General features: G+C 45.9%; 22 protein-coding genes and 1 tRNA gene. 5 read left to right on the top strand and 18 right to left on the bottom strand.

Translation table 11 applies throughout. From position 1 onward, the window contains the following. Window positions 1-15: 15 nt before the first annotated feature. The 4 genes from Q4G98_RS06925 to Q4G98_RS06910 all read right to left on the bottom strand — a co-directional run bounded on the left by Q4G98_RS06925 (window position 16) and on the right by Q4G98_RS06910 (window position 3,820). Window positions 16-588 carry a peptidylprolyl isomerase gene (locus Q4G98_RS06925; protein WP_177560546.1) on the bottom strand — a complete coding sequence of 191 codons (573 nt, stop codon included), beginning with the start codon at window positions 586-588 and terminating at the stop codon, window positions 16-18. A gap of 136 nt (window positions 589-724) precedes the next feature. Next, on the bottom strand, window positions 725-1,474 hold the full coding sequence (locus Q4G98_RS06920; RefSeq protein ID WP_177560545.1) for an alpha/beta hydrolase: 750 nt from the start codon (window positions 1,472-1,474) through the stop codon (window positions 725-727). Window positions 1,475-1,606: 132 nt separating this feature from the next. Continuing rightward, window positions 1,607-2,881, bottom strand: coding sequence for an SLC13 family permease (locus Q4G98_RS06915; RefSeq protein ID WP_293662629.1), 1,275 nt, complete (start codon window positions 2,879-2,881; stop codon window positions 1,607-1,609). Between the two features lie 264 nt (window positions 2,882-3,145). Continuing rightward, window positions 3,146-3,820 (bottom strand): Crp/Fnr family transcriptional regulator, encoded by a 675-nt coding sequence (locus Q4G98_RS06910; protein ID WP_301961903.1) that lies wholly within the window; start codon window positions 3,818-3,820, stop codon window positions 3,146-3,148. A gap of 791 nt (window positions 3,821-4,611) precedes the next feature. On the opposite strand from Q4G98_RS06910, the gene Q4G98_RS06905 reads away from it, so the two are divergent. Both Q4G98_RS06905 and hydG read left to right on the top strand, forming a co-directional pair. Next, a complete protein-coding gene (locus tag Q4G98_RS06905) occupies window positions 4,612-4,881 on the top strand; it encodes a TM1266 family iron-only hydrogenase system putative regulator (protein ID WP_177559434.1) in 270 nt (89 codons plus the stop codon). Window positions 4,882-4,944: 63 nt separating this feature from the next. Further along, entirely contained in the window at window positions 4,945-6,363 is a 1,419-nt protein-coding gene (gene hydG / locus Q4G98_RS06900) for a [FeFe] hydrogenase H-cluster radical SAM maturase HydG (RefSeq protein ID WP_298565471.1), read from the top strand. A gap of 58 nt (window positions 6,364-6,421) precedes the next feature. On the opposite strand, the gene Q4G98_RS06895 is transcribed toward hydG, so the two are convergent. The 4 genes from Q4G98_RS06895 to Q4G98_RS06880 form a co-directional block, all read right to left on the bottom strand. Then, window positions 6,422-7,072 (bottom strand): flavin reductase, encoded by a 651-nt coding sequence (locus tag Q4G98_RS06895; RefSeq protein WP_298565473.1) that lies wholly within the window; start codon window positions 7,070-7,072, stop codon window positions 6,422-6,424. Between the two features lie 129 nt (window positions 7,073-7,201). Further along, the gene (locus tag Q4G98_RS06890; protein ID WP_298565475.1) at window positions 7,202-7,723 is read right to left on the bottom strand and encodes a DUF6125 family protein; all 522 of its coding nucleotides are present in this window, start codon (window positions 7,721-7,723) and stop codon (window positions 7,202-7,204) included. A 160-nt stretch (window positions 7,724-7,883) separates the two neighbouring features. Next, window positions 7,884-8,165, bottom strand: a complete 282-nt coding sequence (locus Q4G98_RS06885) for a GNAT family N-acetyltransferase (protein WP_293720254.1) — start codon at window positions 8,163-8,165, stop codon at window positions 7,884-7,886. 19 nt (window positions 8,166-8,184) lie between these two features. Further along, window positions 8,185-8,439, bottom strand: a complete 255-nt coding sequence (locus tag Q4G98_RS06880) for a (4Fe-4S)-binding protein (RefSeq protein WP_177559449.1) — start codon at window positions 8,437-8,439, stop codon at window positions 8,185-8,187. Window positions 8,440-8,819: 380 nt separating this feature from the next. On the opposite strand from Q4G98_RS06880, the gene Q4G98_RS06875 reads away from it, so the two are divergent. After that, the gene (locus Q4G98_RS06875; RefSeq protein WP_177559451.1) at window positions 8,820-9,005 is read left to right on the top strand and encodes a hypothetical protein; all 186 of its coding nucleotides are present in this window, start codon (window positions 8,820-8,822) and stop codon (window positions 9,003-9,005) included. 113 nt (window positions 9,006-9,118) lie between these two features. Here the strand turns inward: Q4G98_RS06875 and Q4G98_RS06870 are convergent. The 3 genes from Q4G98_RS06870 to Q4G98_RS06860 all read right to left on the bottom strand — a co-directional run bounded on the left by Q4G98_RS06870 (window position 9,119) and on the right by Q4G98_RS06860 (window position 10,749). Next, window positions 9,119-9,206 (bottom strand) — tRNA-Leu (locus Q4G98_RS06870). Between the two features lie 163 nt (window positions 9,207-9,369). After that, window positions 9,370-9,873, bottom strand: a complete 504-nt coding sequence (locus tag Q4G98_RS06865) for a hypothetical protein (protein ID WP_177559453.1) — start codon at window positions 9,871-9,873, stop codon at window positions 9,370-9,372. Window positions 9,874-9,882: 9 nt separating this feature from the next. Next, window positions 9,883-10,749, bottom strand: a complete 867-nt coding sequence (locus tag Q4G98_RS06860) for an aminotransferase class IV (protein WP_298565479.1) — start codon at window positions 10,747-10,749, stop codon at window positions 9,883-9,885. A 189-nt stretch (window positions 10,750-10,938) separates the two neighbouring features. On the opposite strand from Q4G98_RS06860, the gene Q4G98_RS06855 reads away from it, so the two are divergent. Further along, entirely contained in the window at window positions 10,939-13,260 is a 2,322-nt protein-coding gene (locus Q4G98_RS06855) for a cation:proton antiporter (protein ID WP_301961902.1), read from the top strand. Window positions 13,261-13,303: 43 nt separating this feature from the next. Here Q4G98_RS06855 and Q4G98_RS06850 read toward each other — a convergent pair whose 3' ends face one another. The 4 genes from Q4G98_RS06850 to Q4G98_RS06835 form a co-directional block, all read right to left on the bottom strand. After that, the gene (locus tag Q4G98_RS06850) at window positions 13,304-14,392 is read right to left on the bottom strand and encodes a metallophosphoesterase (protein WP_298565483.1); all 1,089 of its coding nucleotides are present in this window, start codon (window positions 14,390-14,392) and stop codon (window positions 13,304-13,306) included. Window positions 14,393-14,587: 195 nt separating this feature from the next. Then, window positions 14,588-15,778 (bottom strand): MFS transporter, encoded by a 1,191-nt coding sequence (locus Q4G98_RS06845; protein WP_301961901.1) that lies wholly within the window; start codon window positions 15,776-15,778, stop codon window positions 14,588-14,590. Between the two features lie 101 nt (window positions 15,779-15,879). After that, window positions 15,880-16,950 carry an alpha/beta hydrolase gene (locus Q4G98_RS06840; RefSeq protein WP_298565486.1) on the bottom strand — a complete coding sequence of 357 codons (1,071 nt, stop codon included), beginning with the start codon at window positions 16,948-16,950 and terminating at the stop codon, window positions 15,880-15,882. A gap of 82 nt (window positions 16,951-17,032) precedes the next feature. Then, window positions 17,033-17,572 carry a flavodoxin family protein gene (locus tag Q4G98_RS06835; RefSeq protein ID WP_301961900.1) on the bottom strand — a complete coding sequence of 180 codons (540 nt, stop codon included), beginning with the start codon at window positions 17,570-17,572 and terminating at the stop codon, window positions 17,033-17,035. A gap of 374 nt (window positions 17,573-17,946) precedes the next feature. On the opposite strand from Q4G98_RS06835, the gene Q4G98_RS06830 reads away from it, so the two are divergent. Beyond that, on the top strand, window positions 17,947-18,825 hold the full coding sequence (locus Q4G98_RS06830) for a LysR family transcriptional regulator (protein WP_298565488.1): 879 nt from the start codon (window positions 17,947-17,949) through the stop codon (window positions 18,823-18,825). Between the two features lie 69 nt (window positions 18,826-18,894). On the opposite strand, the gene Q4G98_RS06825 is transcribed toward Q4G98_RS06830, so the two are convergent. The 3 genes from Q4G98_RS06825 to Q4G98_RS06815 form a co-directional block, all read right to left on the bottom strand. Further along, window positions 18,895-19,506 (bottom strand): flavodoxin, encoded by a 612-nt coding sequence (locus tag Q4G98_RS06825; protein ID WP_298565490.1) that lies wholly within the window; start codon window positions 19,504-19,506, stop codon window positions 18,895-18,897. Window positions 19,507-19,770: 264 nt separating this feature from the next. Further along, window positions 19,771-22,488 (bottom strand): autotransporter outer membrane beta-barrel domain-containing protein, encoded by a 2,718-nt coding sequence (locus Q4G98_RS06820; RefSeq protein WP_298565492.1) that lies wholly within the window; start codon window positions 22,486-22,488, stop codon window positions 19,771-19,773. Between the two features lie 533 nt (window positions 22,489-23,021). Continuing rightward, window positions 23,022-24,422 (bottom strand): glutamate synthase-related protein, encoded by a 1,401-nt coding sequence (locus Q4G98_RS06815; protein ID WP_298565494.1) that lies wholly within the window; start codon window positions 24,420-24,422, stop codon window positions 23,022-23,024. Window positions 24,423-24,603: the final 181 nt, after the last annotated feature.

The raw sequence follows: 24,603 nt of genomic DNA, 5'->3' as shown, positions 1-24,603 counted from the left end.
TGCTCCTTTCCTGCGTTACCCCTCTTTAATAACAATAGTTTTGATCGTTACCGGCTCAAGCGGCTTATCATTGCCGTCAGTCTGTACTTTGCCGATTTTATAAACAACATTCATGCCTTTAGTGACTTTGCCAAACACAGCGTGCTTACCGTCCAGCCAGGGACAGGCACGCAGAGTGATAAAAAACTGACTGCCGCCCGTATTCGGCCCGGCATTGGCCATCGAAAGAATACCTGCGCCTTCATGCGTCAGCTTACTGCTGAATTCGTCTTTGATAGTATAACCCGGGCCGCCTGTACCTGTTCCGGTAGGATCACCGCCCTGGATCATAAAATTATCAATGACACGATGAAAAGTAACGCCATTATAAAAACCTTTTTTAGCCAGCTCGATAAAATTCTCACAGGTTTTAGGCGCCAGATCAGTTGCCAATTTAACTTCAAAAGTGCCCATAGAGGTTTCAAAAACAGCAGTTGCCGGCTTCAGCGGTGCCGCAGCAGGCTCATTTTTAGTTTCACTGCCGCAGGCAATCACACTGAAGCTGCAGAAAATCACTAAGCATAATATCAATAATTTTTTCAAAATCATATCCTCCTGTTTATAGCTATTAATATTATACCACAAGGGTATGTATGTGTGCTAAATTCGTAAAGACCTCATTAAGCACCCAAACGATACCACAAGGGCATGTATTCTCACTAGGCTCGAAAATATGACAGTATCCTCATCCCAGCCTGTCTTTCAGCCAAGCGACCACCTCTGCCGCCGCTTTATTCCCATGATTAGTAAAGCTGTGGTCGCCGCCGTTGATAAGCACCAGCTTTTTGGGGATTCCAGCCAGTGCAAAGGACAACCGCGCCTGCTCTACAGTTACAGTTTCGTCTTTTTCCCCATGCAGGATCAGCAAAGGCCGCTTCCGCCAGTTACGCAAAAGGACTTGCAGATCATACCTGGCAAAATCTGTCAGAAAATCAGGCGTTAAAGCCAGCTCTCCCCGTTCGTCGTTTAAATACAACGTCTGGCCTGCAAGTAAAGCATCGTAGCTTTCATCACCAAGAGCCTTTCTAAAGGTCGCCTGCAAATCGTTCGGAGTCGCCCATAATACCAGACCTGCAATATCAGCAGCACTTGCAGCTGCAACCAATGCCGCTGCACCACCCAGGCTGCGCCCCAGCAAAAATATTTTACTGCCCGAAAAATTAAGGCGCACATAATCAAGCACCGCTTCAATTTCTGCAATCTGTTTTGAAAGGATCTGGCTGCCATTAAAATTAAAACGGATAACATTACAGCATTCGGCCGCCATTTCAGCTAAAATGACAGCTCTACCGCCGCCTTCCATTGAACCGCGAAACCCATGTGCCAGAATCAGCACCGGTGCGGTGGTATTTTCTTCGATACAGGGCGTCAATATCCCCTGGATCTCGCCATAAGGCCCTTGTATCTGGATCGCTTCTTCCGGTTTTATTTTCATTTCTACAACTCCATTATTTAAGAAAGTATATTTATATTATAGCAAGAAAAAGTAAAGTTGACATAAAAACAAAAACCTGCCGATAAAATCGACAGGTTTTTAGTGAAAAATCTTATACTTAAAGCTCCCAGCTTATTTGCCAGGGAAGAAAGGCCATACGATAGGAATTACAACCAGGGATACTACGAAGGATACGATAACGAGACCGACACCTGCTTTAACATAGTCCATGAATTTGTAACCGCCAGGGCCAAGTACCAAAGTATTCGGAGGCGTACCTACCGGAGTTGCAAATGCACAGGATGCTGCAACTGCGATTGCCATCAATACTGCTTTCGGGTCAGCGCCCAATTGTTTGGAGATAGCAACACCGATCGGGCACAGCAGAGCTGCAGATGCAGTGTTGGACATAAATTGGGTCAGGCCGCAAGACAGAATGAACAATACTGCGGTAACTACTAACGGAGACGGAGAACCGCCCATCAGACCAACAGTCCATTCAGCAATCAATTTACCTGCGCCGGTTTTATCCATTGCAGTGGATACAGGCATCATACCTGCGAACAGGAAGATGGTTACCCAGTCGATAGAAGCATAAGCTTGTTTTTCAGTCAGGCAGCCAGTCAGTACGCAAACCAATGCACCGATGATAGCAGCCATTTCCAAAGTAACGCCTTTGATATTCAAAGCCATTACAACAACAACACACAACAGGATAAGACCGGAAATAATTTGTTTCGAAGAAGAAGTAGTAGTAGCTTCAACTTCCTGCTCGATTTCCTGATCAGCATCTAACTCAACTTTCGGGAGTAAATGTTTACCAATGAACATCATGTAGAGCATACCTGCGATAGATACAGGAATACCGATCCATGCAAATTCAAAGAAACCGAAACCTTCAAGACCAGCAGCAGTCAAAGCACCGGTAGCAATAATGTTAGGCGGTGTGCCTACCATTGTGATGATACCGCCCCAACCGCAAGCGAATGCCAAAGGCATCAATTGACGGGAAGCAGGGATCTTTGCAGCAGCGCAGATACCTAAAGCAACCGGCAGCAGGCAGGCTGCAGTACCAGTGTTGGAAAGTACCGAAGATAACAACGTACCTACAAGCATTAAACCAAACATCAGGCTGTTTTCACCAGAACCGCAGAAATGAACTACAGTATTACCGATTTTTTGGGCCAAACCAGTATAGAACATTGCAGCGCCTACGATAAACATACCAGCAAACAAAACTACCGTAGAATTAGAAAGACCTGAGAAAACGGTTTTTGCCGGGATAAAGCCTAACAGACCACATGCGATAGCACCGGCAGTAGCGGTGACTGCGAGAGGGATAAGTTCAGTAACAAAGAGCAATGCAATCACAGCCAACAGAATTAAACATTTTACTGCTTGGGACATAATAAATTCCTCCTTTTTAAATTTTCTATATGCTGTTCGAACAAACGGACAACATATAAAGATCGCAAAGGAATTACAAGTTTGATAATCCCTTTATTAATTTACATTATAGCAATGGCTAATGCAAAATGATGTTGCCCCGGCAACACTATATTTCAAAATTTGTAATAAACAGTGCAAAAGCCGGAACCATGCATGGTCCCGGCTTTTTAACGGTCTCTTAATAAATTAATAATGTTTTGTTAAATTATAAGTGCGTTCAAACTACTCAAACTTCAAAATTTTAAAATTTCTCTTTTCAAAATCAATCAATCCGCATTCTTTCATTCTGGCTAACTCACGAGTCAAAGCACTGCGGTCTGCAACAAGATAATTAGCCATATCCGTTCTGTTAAAAGGTATCTCAAATTCAGTGGAACCGTTACGTTTCGCCTCCTGCTCCAGATAAGTCATGATCTTTCCGCGCAGGGTCTTTTTACATAAGATCTCTGTTTTTTCAATCAACTGTGCATTATTGCTGGCCAAAATAGCAATCATATTCGTCAGCAATTTATTACGGCAAGGATCATTATTGCTTAGATCACTCAGCACCTTACCGAAGGGGACCATCAAGACCTCGCTGTCGCTGGCTGCAAAGTAGCTTACATTGGTCTTCTCCTCCTGTTTGTCGTTTCCCAGGAAGTTTTCAGCAAAAATTGAGCCTGACCCCATAGTCGTGATAATGGACTTCTCGCCCATAATATCTTCCTTGATCATCTGCACAGTGCCGGCTACAACAATGCCAATACTTTCAACAGCATCTCCGGCTAAATAAATATAGTCCGATTTTTCAAAATGCTTAACAAGGGCATTTACTTTACCAAGAATGGTATCTAATTCGTCGCTGGCTAACCCTTTGAACAAGGGGAGACTTAAAAGATTCTGCATTGCCGCTTTCATAGCTGTCCTCCTTCTTTAATACTCTCAATCATCTAAATAAAATAAATAAGTTTCTTCCTATTTAATATGCCCTTGATATATCTATATTATAAATCGAACATCTTCTGTATTCAAACTTACTTTAATTACTTTATTCTGATATTATTTTTTAAATTTACGTGTGTTGCCTCAGCAACAACATTTATCTTTTATTATTGTTATAATGCAGTCAAAGCAAACGAGACATTTGCTTGGGACATTAGTCTTCCTTTATTAATCTTTTTCAATCATTTGACCGTCAACGAGAGGGTTCGGCTCTCATTGACGGTCACTTTTTTATTTACCAAAATAACCTTATGCAGCACTTGATGCCAAATTATAAAAAACATATGTCTAAAGCACCTGTGCATGATTTACAACAGTTACAAAAAATTTAGAACTCTTAAATCATAACGGTCTGGCCTGCTGCTCAAATAACGCCCTGTTCTGACTGCGTCAGCTTCCGCCATGATATCACTGACTGCAGCACTGTTTTAGCTGTTGACAGCAGCCGACCTGCAAATTTTTTTAACATCTCTTTGATCTCACGATCTGTAATAAAATAATTAGAGCAACGATTTTTGTAACTTTTTGACAGCGTTACTTTTATCTTGCTTCATATATTATAGCACTTTTATCATTTTTGTGTTGATTTCAGCAAATTTTTTTTATCTTCTAACTGCGCCATGCCATTCTATTGATAATAACCACAGATATTTTATGATATAATACTAATATAAATCAATAATTTTGTCGTGAAAGCAGGTGCTTATATGCAGACGCGTGTCGTCTTACTGGGAATCATCGTTGAAAATACTGCCGCAGTTGAACAGCTTAACATATTACTGCATACACACAACGAATATATCATCGGGCGTATGGGCCTGCCCTATAAACAAAAAGGCATCAACATTATCAGTATCGTTCTCGACGCCCCGGCAGATGTCATCAGTACGCTTTCCGGCAAAATAGGTATGCTCAAAGGAGTCAGCGTCAAGGCTTTATACGCAAAGGCTCCGCAGGAACAGCCCTTTAAAGATTGATAATATATAAGGGAAATCACTGACGGGAAAGGATTCCTGCCCCGAAAGAAAGAAGGTCGACAAATGTATAATGTCAAATCAATGCAAGCCAGCGAATTCATCGCCCATGATGAAATCCTGGACACTCTTGCCTATGCCTCAGCCAACAAAAATAATGCCGCGCTTATCGACAGCATTATCGCTAAAGCAAAGGAACGCAAGGGTCTTTCACACCGTGAGGCCGCCGTACTTTTAGACTGTGAGCTGGAGGACAAAAATCAGGAAATTTTTGCCTTGGCCGAACAGATCAAAAAAGATTTTTACGGTAACCGCATCGTCATGTTCGCACCGCTGTATCTTTCAAATTATTGCATCAACGGCTGCGTTTATTGTCCTTATCACAGCGTCAATAAAAACATCACCCGCAAAAAACTCACACAGGACGAAATCCGCAGCGAAGTCATCGCGCTGCAGGATATGGGGCATAAACGCCTGGCTTTGGAAGCCGGCGAAGACCCTGTTAATAATCCACTTGATTATATCTTGGAAAGTATCAGGACAATTTACAGCATCAAGCACAAAAACGGCGCTATTCGCCGCGTCAACGTCAATATTGCCGCCACCAGCGTCGAAAACTATCGTAAGCTGCACGAAGCCGGCATCGGCACGTATATACTTTTTCAGGAAACCTACCACAAAGAAAGCTACGAACGCCTGCATCCTACCGGCCCAAAAAGCAACTATGCCTACCATACGGAAGCCATGGACAGAGCTATGCAGGGCGGCATCGACGATGTAGGTCTGGGCGTGCTTTTCGGGCTGGAGCTTTACCGTTATGAATTTACCGGCCTGTTAATGCATGCCGAGCATCTGGAAGCAGTACACGGAGTCGGCCCGCATACGATCAGCGTCCCGCGGATCTGCCCGGCTGATGATATTGACCCTGAGGCCTTCAACAACAGTATCAACGACGATATTTTTGCCAAACTTGTAGCCTGCATCAGGATCTCTGTGCCCTACACAGGTATGATCGTTTCTACCCGTGAAAGTCAGAAATCACGCGAACGCGTTCTGCATCTTGGTATTTCTCAAATCAGCGGCGGCTCACGTACCAGTGTCGGCGGTTACGCCACTCCTGAACCGGCAGCCGAGAACTCTGCCCAATTCGACGTCAGCGACACCCGCAGCCTGGACGAAGTAGTGGCCTGGCTCATGGAAATCGGCTACCTGCCCAGCTTCTGCACTGCCTGCTACCGCCAGGGACGCACTGGCGACCGCTTCATGAGCCTGTGCAAAAGCGGACAGATCCAAAACTGCTGTCATCCAAATGCCCTCATGACACTCAAAGAATATCTGACGGACTACGCCGAACCTCATACCAAAGCTCTGGGTGAAAAACTTATTCAGGCAGAACTGAGCAATATCCCCAACCCCAAAGTACAAGAACTTGTTCTGCAGCATTTAGCAGACATTGAAAACGGAGAACGTGATTTCCGTCTATAAAGTTTTAGATAAAGCAAAAATCCGCCGAAACCGGCGGATTTTTGCTTTTCTTTATATTTTACATTTTTTTAAAACGGCTTTTGGGCTGTTTACAGATCGGACAAACATAATCATCCGGCTCTTTGGTAATATCGCCTTCATAAATATACCCGCATACTTCGCAAATATAACGTATTTTATCCGGCTTTTCCGCCTGCGGAGCCTCCTCCTGATAAGTCGGAGCATTTTTCGGAGCTTTACCCTTAACAACTTTATGATAGTATTCATAGGTCATGGGGCTTTCATCAGCACCGGCTAAAGTATCAGTCAGCCGTGCCATGATCACGCAATGCGTCTCAGCATCATGTATGGCGATCACTTCGCAGATCATATACCCGCAGGCATGCTCTTTGACTATCGGCAGGCCGTCCAAAATCCCGCAGGCAAAATTTTTACCGCAGAATTTATCGATCTCCCGGCCGCAGGCAAAGCCCAGCTCTGCAATAACATTACGGTCCACCGCCTCAGATAAAATGGAAATACTGAACCGGCCGCTCTTTTTTATCGCTTCATATGTAAAATTATTTTTATTCATACTCACCGCAACGATCGGACGCTCGCTTGTCACCTGGATCACGGTATTGACTATACAGCCGGCAGGCCTTGTGCCGTCAAGCGTACCAATGGCATACATCCCATATGTGAGTTTGTACAAAACGGAAAGATCCATTTGCTCTACCCTCTTTCATTTCTTTGATCTGCTTTAATTATACTCTGCCCTAATTTAAAATGATAGGACCACAGTTCCTCCTGAAGCAGTAGATTATTTACAAAATCCCTGTTTAAACTTCATATACGATCACTGCTCGTCCTTCAATATAAATTTCCAGGCACAATTACAGGATGCATCTGTTATTTCAGGATAACAGCTAAGCGCTTCACACTCAAAACGATCGTCGATCACCTTAGCAAAGCCTGTATACTCGATAACACCCACAGGCCTGCAGGGATGAAATTCCATGCCCTTACGCTTTCTGGCGTTCTGCACTCTGCAGTCCATGGTCCTGTAAATCAAAGTCTGGCCGTCAACGATTATCTCATCTTCATTGATATTGGCATATAAACGCAGCTGCAAAGCCTTTTTCAACCCTTCGATACCAGGTCTTGGCGGCAAATTTAAAAACTCCTTTATTTTTTGTGCCTCAATTTTTGTAAAAACTTCCCAAATATTGCAGTCATGCTCCATCGCCTCTGCCATACCAAACTTTCTTTCTACTGACTGAAACCAGACGCCATCCATAGCCAGCCAGCTTTTAGAATAAATCTCAATCAGTTTGATCAGCTCTTCCTTATCCAGCTGCTCTAATACCTTATTGACCATCTCCGATCCTCCTTGCCTGTATTTGCATAATTATCCTTTAGCACTTATTTTGATTATAACATATAAATTTTACATAAAAAATAACAGACCCCTGAGCAGACAAAAAAGCCGGCAGTTTATTGCCAAGCTGCCGGCATCAGTTCTAAATCATAAATTACTTCTATCTGGAATATACTGCTTCGTATTCAGGTGTTCTGTCAAATACCTTCTTAGCGAAAGGACATAACGGAATGATCTTTCTGTTTTCGGCAATGGCAAAATCTACAACCTTCTGCACCAGCGCGTTGCCAATCGCGTGTCCCTTCCATTTTTCATCTACATAGGTATGATCAATGATCAAAAGATGCTCACCTGTTTTGACAAAAGAAATCTCGCCAATTTCTTTATTTTCATGAAATACCGCAAATCTGCTGTTAGCTTCATCAAGTCTGTATTCAAACATTTTTATTCATCCTTTCCTGTTAGGGCTCGATCTCATCAGAATCTTTCAATTTATATTTCAGCGCCCCCGAAGGACAGCCCTTGATCGCTCTTAGAGCAGACTCCTGTTCTGTTGCCACAGGCAGTACCCAGGGTTTACGTTTTAATTGAAATACCGTATGATTGGATTTGACGCAATTGCCGGAATGCTTGCAGATGTCTTTATTAAAATAAACGTCGTACGTTTCTCCTTCATATTTTTTATATCCTAATTTCAGCAGCTCTTTCTCTTTCATCTTATCTGCCCCTTTCATCATAATCAAAAACGCCCTTACCCAAGGCTTTTTATCTATACTCAATATACCACTAATTCTATACTAAAACACTTTAATTAAATTAATTTTTCAAAAATTTTATATCCAAAATGACTATTTCAGCTGATTCTTCTTAATAAATCAAACTGTTATCTCATAAAATTTCTTTGAAAATTTTCCATGATCAAGAAAACTCCGCAGTTAACTGTCCGCACCCTTGTTTGTCTTGCCCAAACGTGATATTCTAATAGTGAGGAAGGGGTATTATTAAAATTTCCTCATATTTAAAACCGTACTCCAGTCACTCGCCACACAAGATTTTTCTCTATTATCATAATATCTTTTTAGAAGGAGATGATGGAATGGATACGATCTTTTTCACATTCACAGCCCTGTCTTTGATTTTATTAGGCATCGGCTTAGTAAAACCGCACTGGGTGCTGCCGCTTAGTGTACTTGAACCTAAAACCAGGCGCAAGGCAGCAATCATTTATTTTATTGCGTTCCTTATCTGTCTGGGCATCGCTTCCAAATTAAGTTATTCTTAAAATAACTTTATAATGGAACCATTTTCTTCATTTTCTTTCGCACAGCCAATACCAATTATAAACAGCAAAAAAATAACACTCCAGTTTCAACTGGAGTGTTTCTTTTTGTAATATGGTGCCGAAGGCCGGACTCGAACCGGCACGTGGGGTAACCACGCTTGATTTTGAGTCAAGTGCGTCTGCCAATTCCGCCACTTCGGCGACTCAATGTTCCGCAACGGAACAATAACAATAATACCGTATCTGCATATAATTGTCAAGCGTTTCTTCAAACTTTTTTAAAGAACCACAAACAGCAAATCACTGCGGCCAGCCACTGTTTTTCAGCACTCAAAAATCAGTTCTCCCAAACCTGCTCCTGTTTTCAGACAGCACTGTCAGGGAAAATACGTTTATGCAGCTTATATGCCAGTACAAGGCCCAAAATACCTGTGATCATCTGCGGCCAGCCCATGATAAACAAAATAAACAGCGACAGCTTTTCCGGCACTGCCACCAGCCACAGAACAAACAGGCTGCTGCAATATAAAATAAACGTTTTAAAAAGCGGCGCCGCGATGATGATCCCCTTGCCCCAGAAACGGGCGCACAGATACACCATCACCAGATTCCCGACAGCAACTACCGGGATCAAAAACGGCAGCGGCAGCTGCCCCTGGAAATATGCCATTACAGGCAACAGCACGGCGATCATCACCGAAGGCCATAAACCAACCGTACGGGCAGCAAGCACCAATACCATATTCACTAAGGTCCCAACAATAAAAACCGTCCACATCGGCGGCATGGGGATCACTAAACGCAAAGCCTGCAGCACCAGACCAACGGCCAGCAGCATCGCGCCTCTTACCCAATTATTATTTTCCATTACGCTCTCCTATTTTGCCGGGCATTCGCGTTCTACAAAAGCTTTGAACGCAGCCTGCAGCTGCGGTACTATCTTGCCTACGCCGCTGCCGATAAATTTGCGGTCGATTTTTGTCACCGGCATGATTTCACAGCGCGGACCGCATAAAAATGCTTCTTCAGCTTTTAAAACAAAATCCATATCAAACGCTTTTTCAATAACCTGCATCTCCAGATCAGGCGCCAGACGTTCTTTGATCAGCCGGCGGGTGATATTTTTATGGACCAGATTATTATCTGGATGCGTCCAGATCATTTCATCTTTGATCACCATAAAACTGCTTTCAGTACTCTCGGTGATCTTACCGTTCTCGCGAATAAAAAGCGTATCAAAAGCATTGCTTTCACGTGCTTTCTGCCTTGCCAAAACCTCGGGCAGCCTGTTCAGGGTGTTGACGTTGCAAAGCTGCCAGCGATTATCCTCGGTCGTAATGATATTGACGCCGCTCTCACGTTTGGCCGCTAATGCCGTACGGTCAGTTTCCACGATCGTCATTGTCAGCTGCGGTACCGACATTTCCGGAAAAGCCAGACCGTAATCGGCAGTACCGCGGGTGATCTGTGTATAGATCTCGCCATTTTCAATACCGCTTGCAGCGATCAGGGCTTCATGAAATTCAATCAGTTCTTCGATCGTGTAAACGGCAGGTATTTTGACTTTAATGACAGATTCGAATAAATTATCCATATGCGGCAATAAAGCAAAACAACGGCCATTGTAAACAGGCACTATTTCAAACACGCCGTCGCCAAACTGGTGGCCCCTGTCGTGGACTGAAACCGCCGCTTCCTCTGCCGGCATGATCTCACCATCTACAAGCACTAGATTTTTGTACATAATTAAACCCTCCATATGCAAATTTTGTATTAAAATTCACTTTTTTGTCACCGGAAATATTGTATAATATTATAGTAAAGATTATTTAAGATACAGCTTTAATATTATACAACATTTTGTTAAATTTGTCCGCAAAGGTTTGCATAAATGGTCTACGTATAATAAATCTATGAAAGAAGGTGACTGCCTATGGCTCATTTACCGCCGATAGTCGCTGATTTGGCGATGATCCTTTTAGTTGCGGGTATCACGACGATCCTGTTCAAAAAACTAAATCAGCCTTTAGTACTTGGCTACATTATTGCCGGCTTCATTACCGGCCCTCATTTCAACTTTTTTCCCACTGTATCAGACACTGCCAATATCAACGCCTGGTCTGAAATAGGCGTTATTTTTCTTTTATTTGCCCTGGGTCTGGAATTCAGTTTTTACAAGCTCAAAAGTGTGGGCAGTACAGCCTTCATCGCCACCTTCGTTGAAATAGGCGGCATGCTTGTCATTGGCTATTTTACCGGTCATCTGCTGGGCTGGGATCATATGGACAGCCTGTTTCTGGGCGGTATGCTGGCCATGTCGTCGACTACTATCATCATCAAAGCCTTTGAAGACCTCAAACTCAAAGGCCAGCGTTTTACAGAAATGGTTTTTGGTATTCTGATCGTTGAGGACATCGTCGGCATTATCATGATGGTGCTGCTTTCCACTTTAGCCGCTGCCAGCGCTGATATTTCCACACTCGAACTTGTTGAAAGCGTCATGCGGCTGCTGTTTTTCCTGGTCTTATGGTTTGTCCTCGGTATGTATCTGGTACCGACCTTCTTTAAACGGGCTGAACGCCTGATGAACGATGAAACTTTACTGGTAGCCTCCATAGGTCTGTGCCTGGGCATGGTCGTTCTGGCTACTCACATGGGCTTCTCGGCCGCTTTAGGCGCCTTTATCATGGGTTCTCTGATCGCCGAAGCTCCCAGTGCCGAAAAGATAGAACACCTTGTCAAACCGGTCAAAGACTTGTTTGGCGCCGTCTTTTTCGTCTCAGTCGGTATGCTTGTTGACCCGGCCCTGCTGCTGGAATACGCAGTACCCATCATCGTACTTATTCTTGTTACACTGGTCGGCAAGCTGCTGCTTTCCGGCGCCGGCGTACTGCTTTCCGGTCAAAACCTCAACACTTCCATGCACTGCGGCTTCAGCCTGGCGCAGATCGGTGAATTTTCCTTCATCATAGCATCTCTGGGTATGAGCCTCGGCGTTATCAGCGACTTTCTCTATCCGATCATCGTCGCTGTTTCCGTAACCACTACCTTCACCACTCCCTTCTTCGTCATGGCAGCAGAACCGGCCTACCAGTTCGTTAAAAAATCGCTGCCCGATAAAACCCTGGAATGGCTGGACCGCTATACGGAAGCCAATCCTGATAACGACGGCAAAGACAGCGACTGGCGTGATTTCCTGCGTGAATATTTTATCCGCATCCTGATTTTTACTACCATGCTCTCTGCCGTTGCCCTGGGCTCTTACTACTACCTGCAGCCCTACCTGTCCGGGAAAATGACTGCCCCCTACAGCAATCTGCTGACAGCGCTGCTGACGCTGATAGTTATGGCGCCGTTCCTGCGGGCAGTACTGGTCAATAAAACCAATCACCCGGAACTTTTCTCGACGCTGTGGTTCAAGAAACGTTCCAACCATATCCCGCTGACGCTGCTGTTATTTTTAAAGATCCTCATCGCGGCAGCCTTCCTCTACTTTGTTTTTGCCAAGCTGCTGGGCCTGCAATCGCTGCTGGCCGCACTGGCAACAGCAGGCGCAGCCTATTTCATCTCGTCCTCCGACTGGCTGATGGGTGAATATCTGCGGATGGAATCGCGCTTTCTGGTCAACCTGAACGAACGGCATATGCTCAAACACCGTGAAGCTCTGGCAGAAGCAGGCGAAGAACATCTTTACGGCTGGTTCGACCAGGAACTGCAGCTGGCACGTTACAAGATCTGCGAAGACTCGCCCATGATCGGCCAGACGCTGATCCAGCTTGCCTTCCGCGAGCTTTACGGCTGCAATATCCTGCAAATAACGACACCGGAAGAAGTCGTCGATATGCCGGGCGGCCACCACATCCTGCAAAAAGATTCTACTCTGCTGATGATCGGCACGGATTCTCAATTCAAGCTGTTTGACACAGCCATCAATACCCAGCGGCTGTGCATGAACCTGATCGAAGAACCTATCACCCTGCGTGAATTTATGCTGCGCGAAGATAATGACAAAGAAAACGTTTCCGCTTTCTTATCCTGTGCCATCACGATCGATAAACACTCACCCATCCTGGGCAAATCGCTCAAGGACACTAATATCCGTGATGACTGGTACTGCCTCGTCATCGGTCTGGAACGCGGCAGCTATACCATGACCAATCCCAACGTTTCGCTGGTCTTTGAAAAAGGCGATCTGCTGTGGGTACTGGGCAAGCAAAAAATGATCAATCAGCTGGTACGTGAAGAAATACTCTAAAATACACATAATAAAAACCTTCGGCTGAGCCGAAGGTTTTTATTTATTTACCCTGCAGATTTATCACTACTATTTCCGGTTTCAGCTCCGTCCGCACCGGCGGCCCCCAAAAGCCATAACCATTGCTGACGATCGCAGTCAGATCACCAAACTGCTCCAAACCGTAATCCAGCTTATACATCCGCTGCGTCACCATCCTGTTAGGGAACATCTGCCCGGTATGGGTATGTCCTGCCAGATACATATCGTAGCCCGCTGCCGCCGCAGCGTCCATGCGCCGCGGCTGATGATCGATCAGGATACTGTAATATCCAGCATTATTACTGCTCAAATTCTGCAGCGGCACCGTACTTGCTGAAACACGATAATCATGCAGACCCGTGATTTTCAAATTACCGTCAGCCAGCGTGCTTTCATCAGTCAGTATCCTGACATTATTAGCCGCCAGCAGTGCCCGCAGCTCGTTAGGACGGTCAAGATAATCATGATTGCCAAACGCCCCATATACGCCCAGCGGCGCCCGTAATTCTTTTAACGGCGCCAGCGAATTTTCATCGATGATATACCGCAGACGTTCATCCATAATATCGCCGGCGATCAGCACCAGATCAGGCTGCTGCGCATTTATCAGCTGTACCAGCCCCTTACTGTACTCATAGCCAAGCTCGCGCCCCAAATGAATATCACTGACCAGCACTATTTTATACCGCGCCTCCGGCGGCAGCTTCGCACTGACAACGTTTTCCGTGCGCACCACCGGGCTGAACGCCCGCCAGCTGCCCCAGGCAATAAAAATCACTAAAAATACTGCTCCCGCAGCGGCAAACTGCGTAAACGGCAGCTTGAACGATAAAATACGCAGCACACTATATACAATACCATGCAGCACCATCAAAAGCAGTGAATAATACAAAAAAGCGATCCAATAACCACTCAGCCAGGCCGAAAGCTTCAGCAGCGGCAACGGCAGACTTGCCGGCAGCATACGGCTGCCAACAGTATTCAGCATCAAGAGGACATATAAAATGATAAACGGCGTCGAGCGCAGAAAAGAAAAGGCATGACTGTAATAGACCCAGGCCAAAGAGCTTAAAATAAAATCGATCAGGGAAATAAACAAAATAACACTCAAAATCAATAGTCTCCTTCCGAAGTCTCAATTTATAACACATAACATTCATAACGCCCAAAAACTTTCATGCTCTTATTATACAGGTTAAAGTCCGCTTCAAGTCAAGTAGTAAACCTGCCTTTTTCACTTCCTGCTGAATAAATTTACAAAAAGTTTTAACTTTCCTGCTCAAACCGGCACTTTCTGCCGTTGCTGTTACAAAAAATATCCATTTCTTCTCTGATAAAAATAACCGTCGTTTCTATATACTCTGGCTATAATCATTACCCAACATAAAACCAGAAAAGCAATGCCGCCCCACATCACATACTGCATCCCTATACGCGCGATCACCATGCCGCAAACAACCGACCCTAAAGCCGTACCTAAATTAGCGGCGGTCAGGAAAAGCCCGTTGGCAAAATCCGCAGCCTCCGGCGCGGCAGTAGAGATCCAATACTGATTGATATTGGCGTTCATCCCTCCCAAAACACCCCACAATAGAGTAATTGCAGCCATTGGCAGCGCCAAAGAACCGCCCCAGAAAAACGCGGCATAAACGATACCCAAAGCAGCTGGAAATATTACTACCAGCCTCTCGGCAACGGCACCCGAACTCAACAGGCGCCCGGCAAGAAAATTACCGGCGATATTCATCAGACCGTAGACAAGTAAAATCAAGCTTACCGCATTCCACGAAAAACCCGTGATACTGGTAAGATAACCGGAAAAATACCCGAATACGCCAAAAACGGCGCCATTCATAAACACCACGGCAGCAATAGAAAGCCACAAATCCGGTTTCTTTAAGACCTGCAGCTGCTGCCCATAGGAAAGCCTGACGGTAACCGGCAGCGACGGTATGAAGAACCAGGTCGCGATCAGCGCCACTGCATTAACTAAGGCAAAACCGCTCATAGCCGCCGTCAGTGAAAAATTGCTGGCAATAAAACTGCTGACCGGCACACCCAGCACCATCCCAGCCGATACGCCCACAATAACTTTAGCTACAGCCTTTGGTGCGGCTTCAGTACTGGCGGAAGCTGCCGCAACTGAAAAAGCCAGCGAACAATAAACAGGGTGAAAAATTGCCGGCACGACCCTCGCCAACAACATAAGTGTAAAATTATCAGTAAAAACAGCCGTGATATTACCTAAAACAAATATACCCAGCACCAGCAGCATCACCTTTTTGCGGTCGATACCCGAAAACAGCAGCGGCATCACCGGCCCCGCAATAGCTACTGCCAAAGCAAACAAACTGACCAATAAGCCGGCCTGCGCTATACTGACACTGAATTTTTCAGCCAAAAGCGGCAGAATCCCCAGCACACCCATTTCCGTATTGATGATACCAAAAACACCTACCGTCAGAATAAAAATCAGTAAACCGTTCTTCTCTGCCATAACATCTCCCCTTCACGTTAATAAAAATGTGGATTCCCATTCTTCCGAGAATCCACACAAACACCACTTTTAACAAATCAAGCAGCTGCACCGGCAGTAAGTTATTTTAAATTGGCCTTAAAAAAGCTCTCGATTTTATCAAACGGGATCAGTTCGACCCTGTCATAAAGGTCCACATGCCCGGCACCGGCAACATAATACAGCTCCTTAGGCTCTGCCGCGCGTTTATAAGCATCTTCGCTGAATTCTTTAGAATGGGCTTGATCGCCGGTAATAAAAAGCAGCGGGCGCGGAGAAATAGTTTCGATATCATTGAAAGGATAGAAATTCATAAATTTGGTATTGCTGGAAAGCGTCGGGTGCGTAGTCAACAGCGGCGAAGAACCTGCCGGAGTAAACTCACCTCTCGGAGTACGGTAAAAGTCATAGAATTCACGCTCGATCGGACTGGAATCCTCGTTGATTTCATGTACAGTACCTCTGGTATATTTAGCTGCTCCGCCCTGGAATTCCACATAACGCTGCTCTGCCGCCTCGGCAATGATCTGCTTTCTTTGCGCAAGCGTCAGTGAATGATTAAGGCCATTACGGTTAGCGGCGCCCATATCATACATGCTGACAGTCGTAACAGCTTTCAGACGGGGATCGATCTTCGCGGCGCTGATGGCAAAACTGCCGCTGCCGCAGATCCCAATCACGCCGATCCGGTCTTTGTCGGCAAAGGGACTTGTCCCCAGATAATCTGCTGCCGCACTGAAAGTCTCGGCATAAATATCAGGCGCTACAGCATTACGCGGCTGGCCGTCGCTGCCGCCCCAGAAAGCCAGATCGACAGATAAAGTTACAAAACCGCGTTCCGCCATTTTGGCAGCATAAAGATCGGCGCTTTGCTCTTTGACTGCCCCCATTGGATGTCCGACTATGATAGCGGCGTGCTTTTGCTTTTGATCCATATTTTTGGGCAGATATAAATTCCCGGCGATATTCATTTTATACTGGTTTTTAAAAGTGACTTTCTGCACATCAACCTTATCGCTTTTATAAAAATTATCGGCACCATGCGACATATCAGCCGCCCAGACAGCGCCTGTACCCGTCGTCGATAAAATCAGCCCCAGGGCGACAGCCCTCAATATTTTCACATAACGATCAGTAAAAGTTCTCTTTTTCATAATGATCCACTCCTTATAATATTAGTTAGTATTTTTCTACGCCATGCTGCTTCAGCATAACTTTACCTGTAAGGCTTTAGCCTTATACCAGCCTACCCATTTCCTGTGCCTGTTTTAAAGCCGTATTACCGTGAATATCTCCGGCAGCAGTCACGCCGCCAGCCAAAACAACACCCTTAAGCGTAACGCCCTCAAAACAGTCGATCCAGCCCTGCAGCCCTTTCTGGGCCCCGTCGACAGCCGACGCTGCCGTATCGGCCGCTGCTGCCAGCAAATAAACCTCGCGATATGCATAATCAGACGCAAACAAAGGATTGCTCCTGTCGAGCAGAGTTTTCATCTGCCCGCACATCTCGTAAAAATAAACCGGCGTTGCAAACACAAGTACATCGGCTTTTTGCATCTTGGGAACGATCGCATCCATATCGTCACGAATAACGCAGCACCCTGTTTGCTGACAAGCCAGACAGCCTTTGCAGAAATTTACCGTTTTACCATACAGGCCTATTTTTTCTACCGTATGACCAGCCTCCTGCACACCTTTTATAAATTCGTCTGCCAGAAGCTCTGAATTACCGCCTTTACGCAGGCTTGCCGTTATTACCAAAACTTTTTTCAACATATTTCTCCTCTGCCTCCCGTTATTTTTTCAGCTTAAAAATCAAATAATCAAGACGATCTATTTTTATCTGTATCTCATGCAGCTCCTTAAGCAATCTGACCCGATGACCCGTTAATAACTCTAATTGTTCTGAAAGCTATTTCTTTTCCATAACTACCGCAAAACATTCAATAAACTTACGATCACAACCGGCAGCAGCAAGATTTTCCCTGATGTCATTGCCCGACATCCGTAACTCCTTCACCTGATCGCCTCCTTTGTCTTAATTATAAAAGCAGCGATCACGAATATCAAATACATATATTAAATGCGTTGATATACTTGAAAAGTATGGCAATTATTATTATAATGATTGTACCGGAGGTGGAATTTTTATGGATATCAGGACCCTGCAATATTTTCTTGCCGTAGCCCGTGAAGAAAGTATCAGCGGCGCGGCCGAATTTTTACATATGACACAGCCGCCGCTTTCAAGGCAGCTCAAAGAACTGGAAACAGAACTTGGCAAACAGCTTTTTATCCGCGGCAACCGCAAAATAACGCTGACAGAAGACGGTATGATCCTGCGTAAACGTGCCGAAGAAATCGTTTCCTTAATGGAAAAAACAAAAACCGAGCTCACTGCCTCCGGCGAAAATATCAGCGGCGACATTTATATTGGCGGCGCTGAAACAGAAGGCATTCGGCCGATAGCCAAAATCATCCGCACAATGCAGCAGCAATACGAACATATACGTTTCCATATTTTCAGCGCTCAGGCCGAAGACGTTGCCGAACGTATCGACAATGGGTTATTAGATTTCGGTATTTTTATTGAACCGGCCGATTTATCAAAATATGACTTCATCAAATTGCCGTCCACCGATATCTGGGGCCTGCTGATGCGCAAAGACAACCCGCTTGCCAACAAGCCGACAGTTACCCCCAGAGATCTGTTTGCTATACCACTGCTGCTTTCTGATCAGGAAATGGTCAAAAATGAAATTTCCGGCTGGCTGGGCGGCGACTTTAATAAACTGAATATCGTCGCTACCTATAATCTGTTATATAACGCCTCGCTGATGGTTGAAGAAGGCGTTGGTTCAGCCCTGTGCCTTGACCGGATCATCAAAACAACAGAAAGCAGCCCACTGTGTTTCCGGCCCTTAGAACCCAAATTAGAAGTTGGCCTGAATATCGTCTGGAAAAAATATCAAATCTTTCCTAAAGCTGCCGCAAAATTTTTAGAATATCTGCAAAAAGAATATCGTTAAACCTTACTGCAAAAAAACAGAGAGAGCTTCTTAAAAGCGCTCTCTGTTTTTATTCCCGGTAATAATATTTTATTTTGTCAAACCTAAACGCTGCAGCCAGGCACTGACGTCGCTTTGGGCATTAGCGGCATTACTGCCGCTGACAACAAAAGCCTCCAGCACCTTAGCATTAGGCACCGCTTTTTTCAGATCGCTGACACAGTTGGCAACCCCACCGCCGCCATGCGTAACAAACGGCACCACAGTTTTTCCAGACAGGTCATGCTGCTCTAAAAAAGTAAACATCGGCATGGGCATCGTGCTCCACCAGTTAGGCACACCAATATAAATAACATCATAAGCCGCCAAATCTTCTACCCTTCCATTGATCGCCGGGCGGGCATTACTGTCGCGCTCAGCCCTGGCCTGCTCCGTAGCAGCGCGATATTCTTCCGGATAAGGTTTTACCGTCGTCACTCTGAACAGATCCGCCCCTGTTTCATTGCCGATCATTCTGGCAACAGCTTCCGTATTCCCCGAACGCGAATAATATACTACCAGCGCTTTACCATTATTAGCTTGCTTTTCACTTTGCATGATTTTCCCTCCGTTATCAGTAGAAATAGCCTCGGCATTGCTGCCGCCGCAGGCTGCCACCAGCATGGCCAGTATCGCCATCAAGGCCGCGATGATTTTTTTCATACCTTGCCTCCTCAACTTTTACTTAGCAAAAAGCACTGTTTTACCTCTTCCTTCCATACCCTTTGCTTTAATTCGATTCTACAGGCTGGAGTTCACTCCAGGTCAAGCATTTACTGAGAAAGTTTGCAAAAAGTTCATATTATAAGCTTTATTCCAAGATAAAAGAGCGTATACCCGCTACTATACAGCAGGATATACGCTCTTTCTTAATTAAAAACTTTCCCTATTATTGTTTCCTCCGCCGATCCCCCGATCAACGCTCTTTTAGAAGGTCCAGCGGGCGCCGGCGTTCCACTGCCAGTCTTTTTTAAAGTCACTGCCGCTGCTGCGCTCCACATCAAAATAAACATGGCTGTTGCTGCCGGTTTTAAAGGCAGCGCCGACACCATATTCAAACCAGGTATCTCTGTAACCTTCATCAGCCTCAAAACGATTGCCTGAACTGTCAGTCAGCGTCACATCATAACCGCCGCCGAATTCGTGCAGCAGATTAGCTTTCGCATAAACTATCCCCTTACTGCCAACCTCTTTACCGATATTGAAACCGATGCGCCCCACAGCACTGTTGATACCGCTTTGCTGCACCGTCAAACCGTTACTGGTCTGGTAACGGTCTCCCCCCAGATAGCCCAAAGTAAACTGTGCCTGCGGCTCGACATACCAACCGCCGCCTAAAGCATTCTTACGTCCATATTCGGCACTTAAAGACACACCCACGTTCTCAAACTCGCCCGTGATCTTCCTGGCGTTGCTGTCATAAACGGCAAAATCATTATCCAAATGGCTGATCTTAAAGACTACGTCCAAATAATGACCCTTACTGCCGAGCTGCGTACCATAGAAACTTATCGCCTGCGCATGATTATCGCCGCTGCCGCTGCGGTAACTGCTGCTGCCATCGGTATAGCTCAGTGCCACACCGTTATAGCGAACAAAATCCTCCGTACGTTTTGCCACTTCGTCATACCCCAGCTCATAACCTGTATACTTATTAGCAAAACCAAAGCCCCCGCTCTGACCGATCTTACTGCCGCTGACCCTGAACCAGGCGCCTTTGGCAGCATCGCCGTTGTGGCGCAGCTCTCCCACTCTTTGCAGCAGCTTATCATTCTCCGTGCGCCAGGTATGGTAATTCAAAGCATTGGCTGACAAGACCGTTGCCACCCCTGTCGTCGGCCTTTCTGACGGCGCAATGTTTTCGATCTCCTTCAAATACCAGTCAGTAGCAAAACCGGCGCTGCTGCTGGCCTGCTCCCCCAGCTCGTACCGCTGCCAGAACAGACTCCCCTCTCCGTCCACAGCAGTAAAGGTACCGTTATTCACATTAACGCTCGCCAAAACAGTTCCCAGCGCCTCCTGCCCCAAAGTCGGGTCATCATCACGGCCGTTGATCTCGTGCAGTTTCAAAGCCTGTGTGCCAGTAAAAGTATCCGTCACATACAGCTTATCATTTTCATCGACAGCCGTGCCATCAATATCCAGCACGATCGTGCCGCCGCTGCCGGCCAGATTCTCGACCGTCAATGTACTGAACGTATTACCGTCGGCCGTCATATCCAGCCAGGCGCTGTTCAAAGTCAGATCAGTCAGCGCCGAGCTGCCCGTCATCTGCCAAATGGAATTCCTGTCAAAGCTCAGCGAGCTTGACGACGCATTACCCGAATCTATTTCAGCACCCCCCTGCCAAAATGAACCTTCCGTCAGCTTCAAATCAACACTTCCGCCATAAGTGACCTGTATATTCCCCAATATATTAAACAGAGCTGTACCGCTGACCGCCGACCTGTCCGCAGCCGTACCGCCTCTGCCGTCCACCTTGATCGCATTAGACGCCGCATCGCTGCCGGTAATGATCTCTACAACGTCGTGCAGCTCCACCTGACCGCCGCGATAAGTATAGATTCCCTGCGAACCGGCCTGCTGCGCGTCAATACTGACGCCGCCATTTAAAACGGTTTTCCCTGCATAATCAGCATAAATACCATAAGACTTCTCCCCCTGCATCTGCAGATAGGTTTTGCCGTCGATCGTTACCAGCCCTGTTGAAGCATAGATACCCTTACCGGCCTTGCCGTGTGCGATTATCGCCGCATCACCGTGCAAATGGATGACGCCCTCAACAAGACCGTTGCCATCCTTTGAAGTATGGATACCGTAGGCATTATTACCATACAAATTCATTACTGTGTTCTTCTCTACATCGACCAGTCCGCCGATAACGCGAATACCGTAGCTTTGATCACTATGGCTGTCGATATATAAATTTCCGCCCAGCCTGATCTCACCGCCGTCATTACTGGAAGCAGAAAATATGGCATGGCCCACCTCACTGATATTGCTTATATAAGTATCGCCAGCCACATTAAGCTTGCCGCCGCTGGTATTATAAATACCATAAGCACGCTGATCACTCTCGGCCTTCACGATCAGGTCGCCGCCGACATTCAGCACTCCATTGGCAGAATTGACCGTAACGGCCCTGATCCCTGAAGCAGGCACAGTATCGCCGGTAACAGCGACCGTCATATTCCCCGCAACATCCATTTTGGCGCCGTTGCCGACATTCACGCCATAACTCTTATTGCCGTTGACATCAATATATAAATTATTGATACTGGCCTCGACCCCGGCCCCATTGGCCAAAATACCATGCACATCGCCAGTCCTGTCCTCACTGATAATGCTCACATCACTTAAAGCAAGCTTAGCATTATCACGCAAATTGATCCCATAACGCACCTCGCCAATGGCTCTTTGCCCATCGACCTTGATCACGACTGCGGCATCAGGCGTCGCGGCATCCAGGCTTATCTCCTTATTGCCCGTCAAATTGATACCGGCAGTAGAACCGGTATCTACATTGATGATCTTATCACCATTGATAACCGTACTGCCTGTAATCGGTGCATCAGCATATCCAGCCCCCGAAAGGGACATCAAAATCAACGCAGCTAAACCGACATCTTTTTTCTTTAATCTCATAAAGGACCTCGCTTCCGATCATATGATAATTCTTTATAACACTGTTTTTTACGTCATAAACATCAAAATATTTATACGCATGATTCTCTCGAAAATTCAGCTCGGTAAACCCGCTCATTTTAACATCTCCTTTCGTGCTTAAACTCCTGCAAGCTCTTATAGCAAACAGTTCCTGTCAGGATTGCTATTTTGGTCAATTATTTTATTCAAAAGATTTTAATTTAATCAAATATTTAAAAATAATTTAATATTATCCATTAAGATAATCTACGTTTTTTATCATAACATATAACTTTTACTCTGGCAAGATATAACTTATACTTAAAATAATTACTTTATACTAAATGAAAACTTATTGTAAAATTTCTTCAAATTTAACGTAAACTTTGAAAATTTTTAACCTCTGCATACATAATTACGGCAATAACTGAAAAATTTTTACAGTATCCATTCAACCTTACAGGTGACCAGACAAAAGAAACCCCGTATGCCCAAAGCATACGGGGTAAAAACTACTGTCAGCCTGTCAAAAATCAGGCATGCGGAATATTGGTATAGTCAGAAATCTCACGATTGATCGTACATAGATCGCCCACGTTCAAATCGTGCAGCCGCCTGTGCCTGGTAATGCGAGCATAGGTTTTCAATTCATTCAGCGAGCAATTCAAAAAGTTAGCTACCCTCTGCGCCGCTGTCTCGATCTTCAGCCTTGCGCGCAGCTCCGGGTCCTGCGTAGCAATGCCCACAGGGCACTTACCGGTGCCGCAGATGCGGTACTGCTGGCAGGCCGCCGCTATCAATGCAGCCGAAGCCACTGCCACAGCATCGGCGCCCATTGCCAACGCCTTGGCAAAATCAGAAGACACCCGCAAACCACCGGTGATCACCAGCGCAATATCCTCAGCGCCCACAGCATCCAGATACTTGCGGGCACGGTGCAAAGCATATACCGTCGGCACACTGGTAGCATCGCGCACCAGCTTCGGGCTGGCGCCGGTAGCGCCGCCACGCCCATCGATCGTAATAAAATCAGGCTCCGCAAACACACAGAACTCAAGATCACGTTCCAGCTTGCCCGCCGCGATCTTGATACCGATCGGCCTGCCGTCCGACTCCTCACGCAGCCTGCTGACCAACGCCTTCAAGTCCTCCTTTGTCTCCATACCTGGGAACTTGGACGGACTGATAACATCCTCGCCCAAAGGCTTGTTTCTGATCGCCGCGATTTCCGGCGTCACTTTGCCGCCGGGAAGATGCCCGCCCATACCAGGCTTGGTCCCCTGGCCGATCTTGATCTCGATCGCGTCGGCATTACGCAGATTTTCCTGCGTTACACTGTATAAATTAGGGATATATTCAAAAATATACTTATGCGCCGCAGCCATCTCCTCCGGCAGGATACCGCCCTCGCCGCTGCACATCGCCGCACCGGCCAAAGCGCTGCCCTTAGCCAAAGCCACCTTCGTCTCTTTCGACAAAGCGCCGAACGACATATGCGAAACAAAAATCGGATTGGACAAAATCAAAGGCTTCTTGGCATTTCTGCCGATCACCGTCGTCGTATCCACCGCATCATGATCGTTAAGCGGCGGCGGGTTCAGCTGATTGCCCAAAAGCAATATATCGTCCCACCCCGGCATCGGCATCTGTGTACCCATTGCCCCGATGATCGACTTGCCGGTTACCGCCATCTCATGTATATCATCCATATAACGGCAGCCGGTATCCATTCTGGCATATGCCGGATCATAAGCCAAAGCTTCCGAAGCGGCGGCGCATTCCAGAGCAGTGGCAGGCGCCTGTGCAGATACGGTGTCCTCTTCCAGCAGCACCATTTCCATACCGCACACTGGGCATTTACCGTCTGCCAGCGGCTTGCCTTCCTTTTCTTCGTCATAAATATAACCGCAGACACTGCATTTATATTTTGCCATTTCTCCCTACCTCCATTTTCAATAACAATTATCTAATAATATATTCTGTATCCATTATAAGTTTTCTGAAATTTATCGTCAAGCTGTTTTCAGCTTTTATATGCAAAATAAAAGCCTGGCTGAAAGTGAACTGCCCCATATTGAACGGACAGCATAAAAAGCCTCTTGGCAGGAAAATATA

This window comes from uncultured Phascolarctobacterium sp. (assembly GCF_958349595.1).
Classification (GTDB): domain Bacteria; phylum Bacillota; class Negativicutes; order Acidaminococcales; family Acidaminococcaceae; genus Phascolarctobacterium.
The sequence above is the reverse complement of the archived record's forward strand: the minus strand, read 5'-3'. Positions and strand labels throughout refer to the sequence as shown.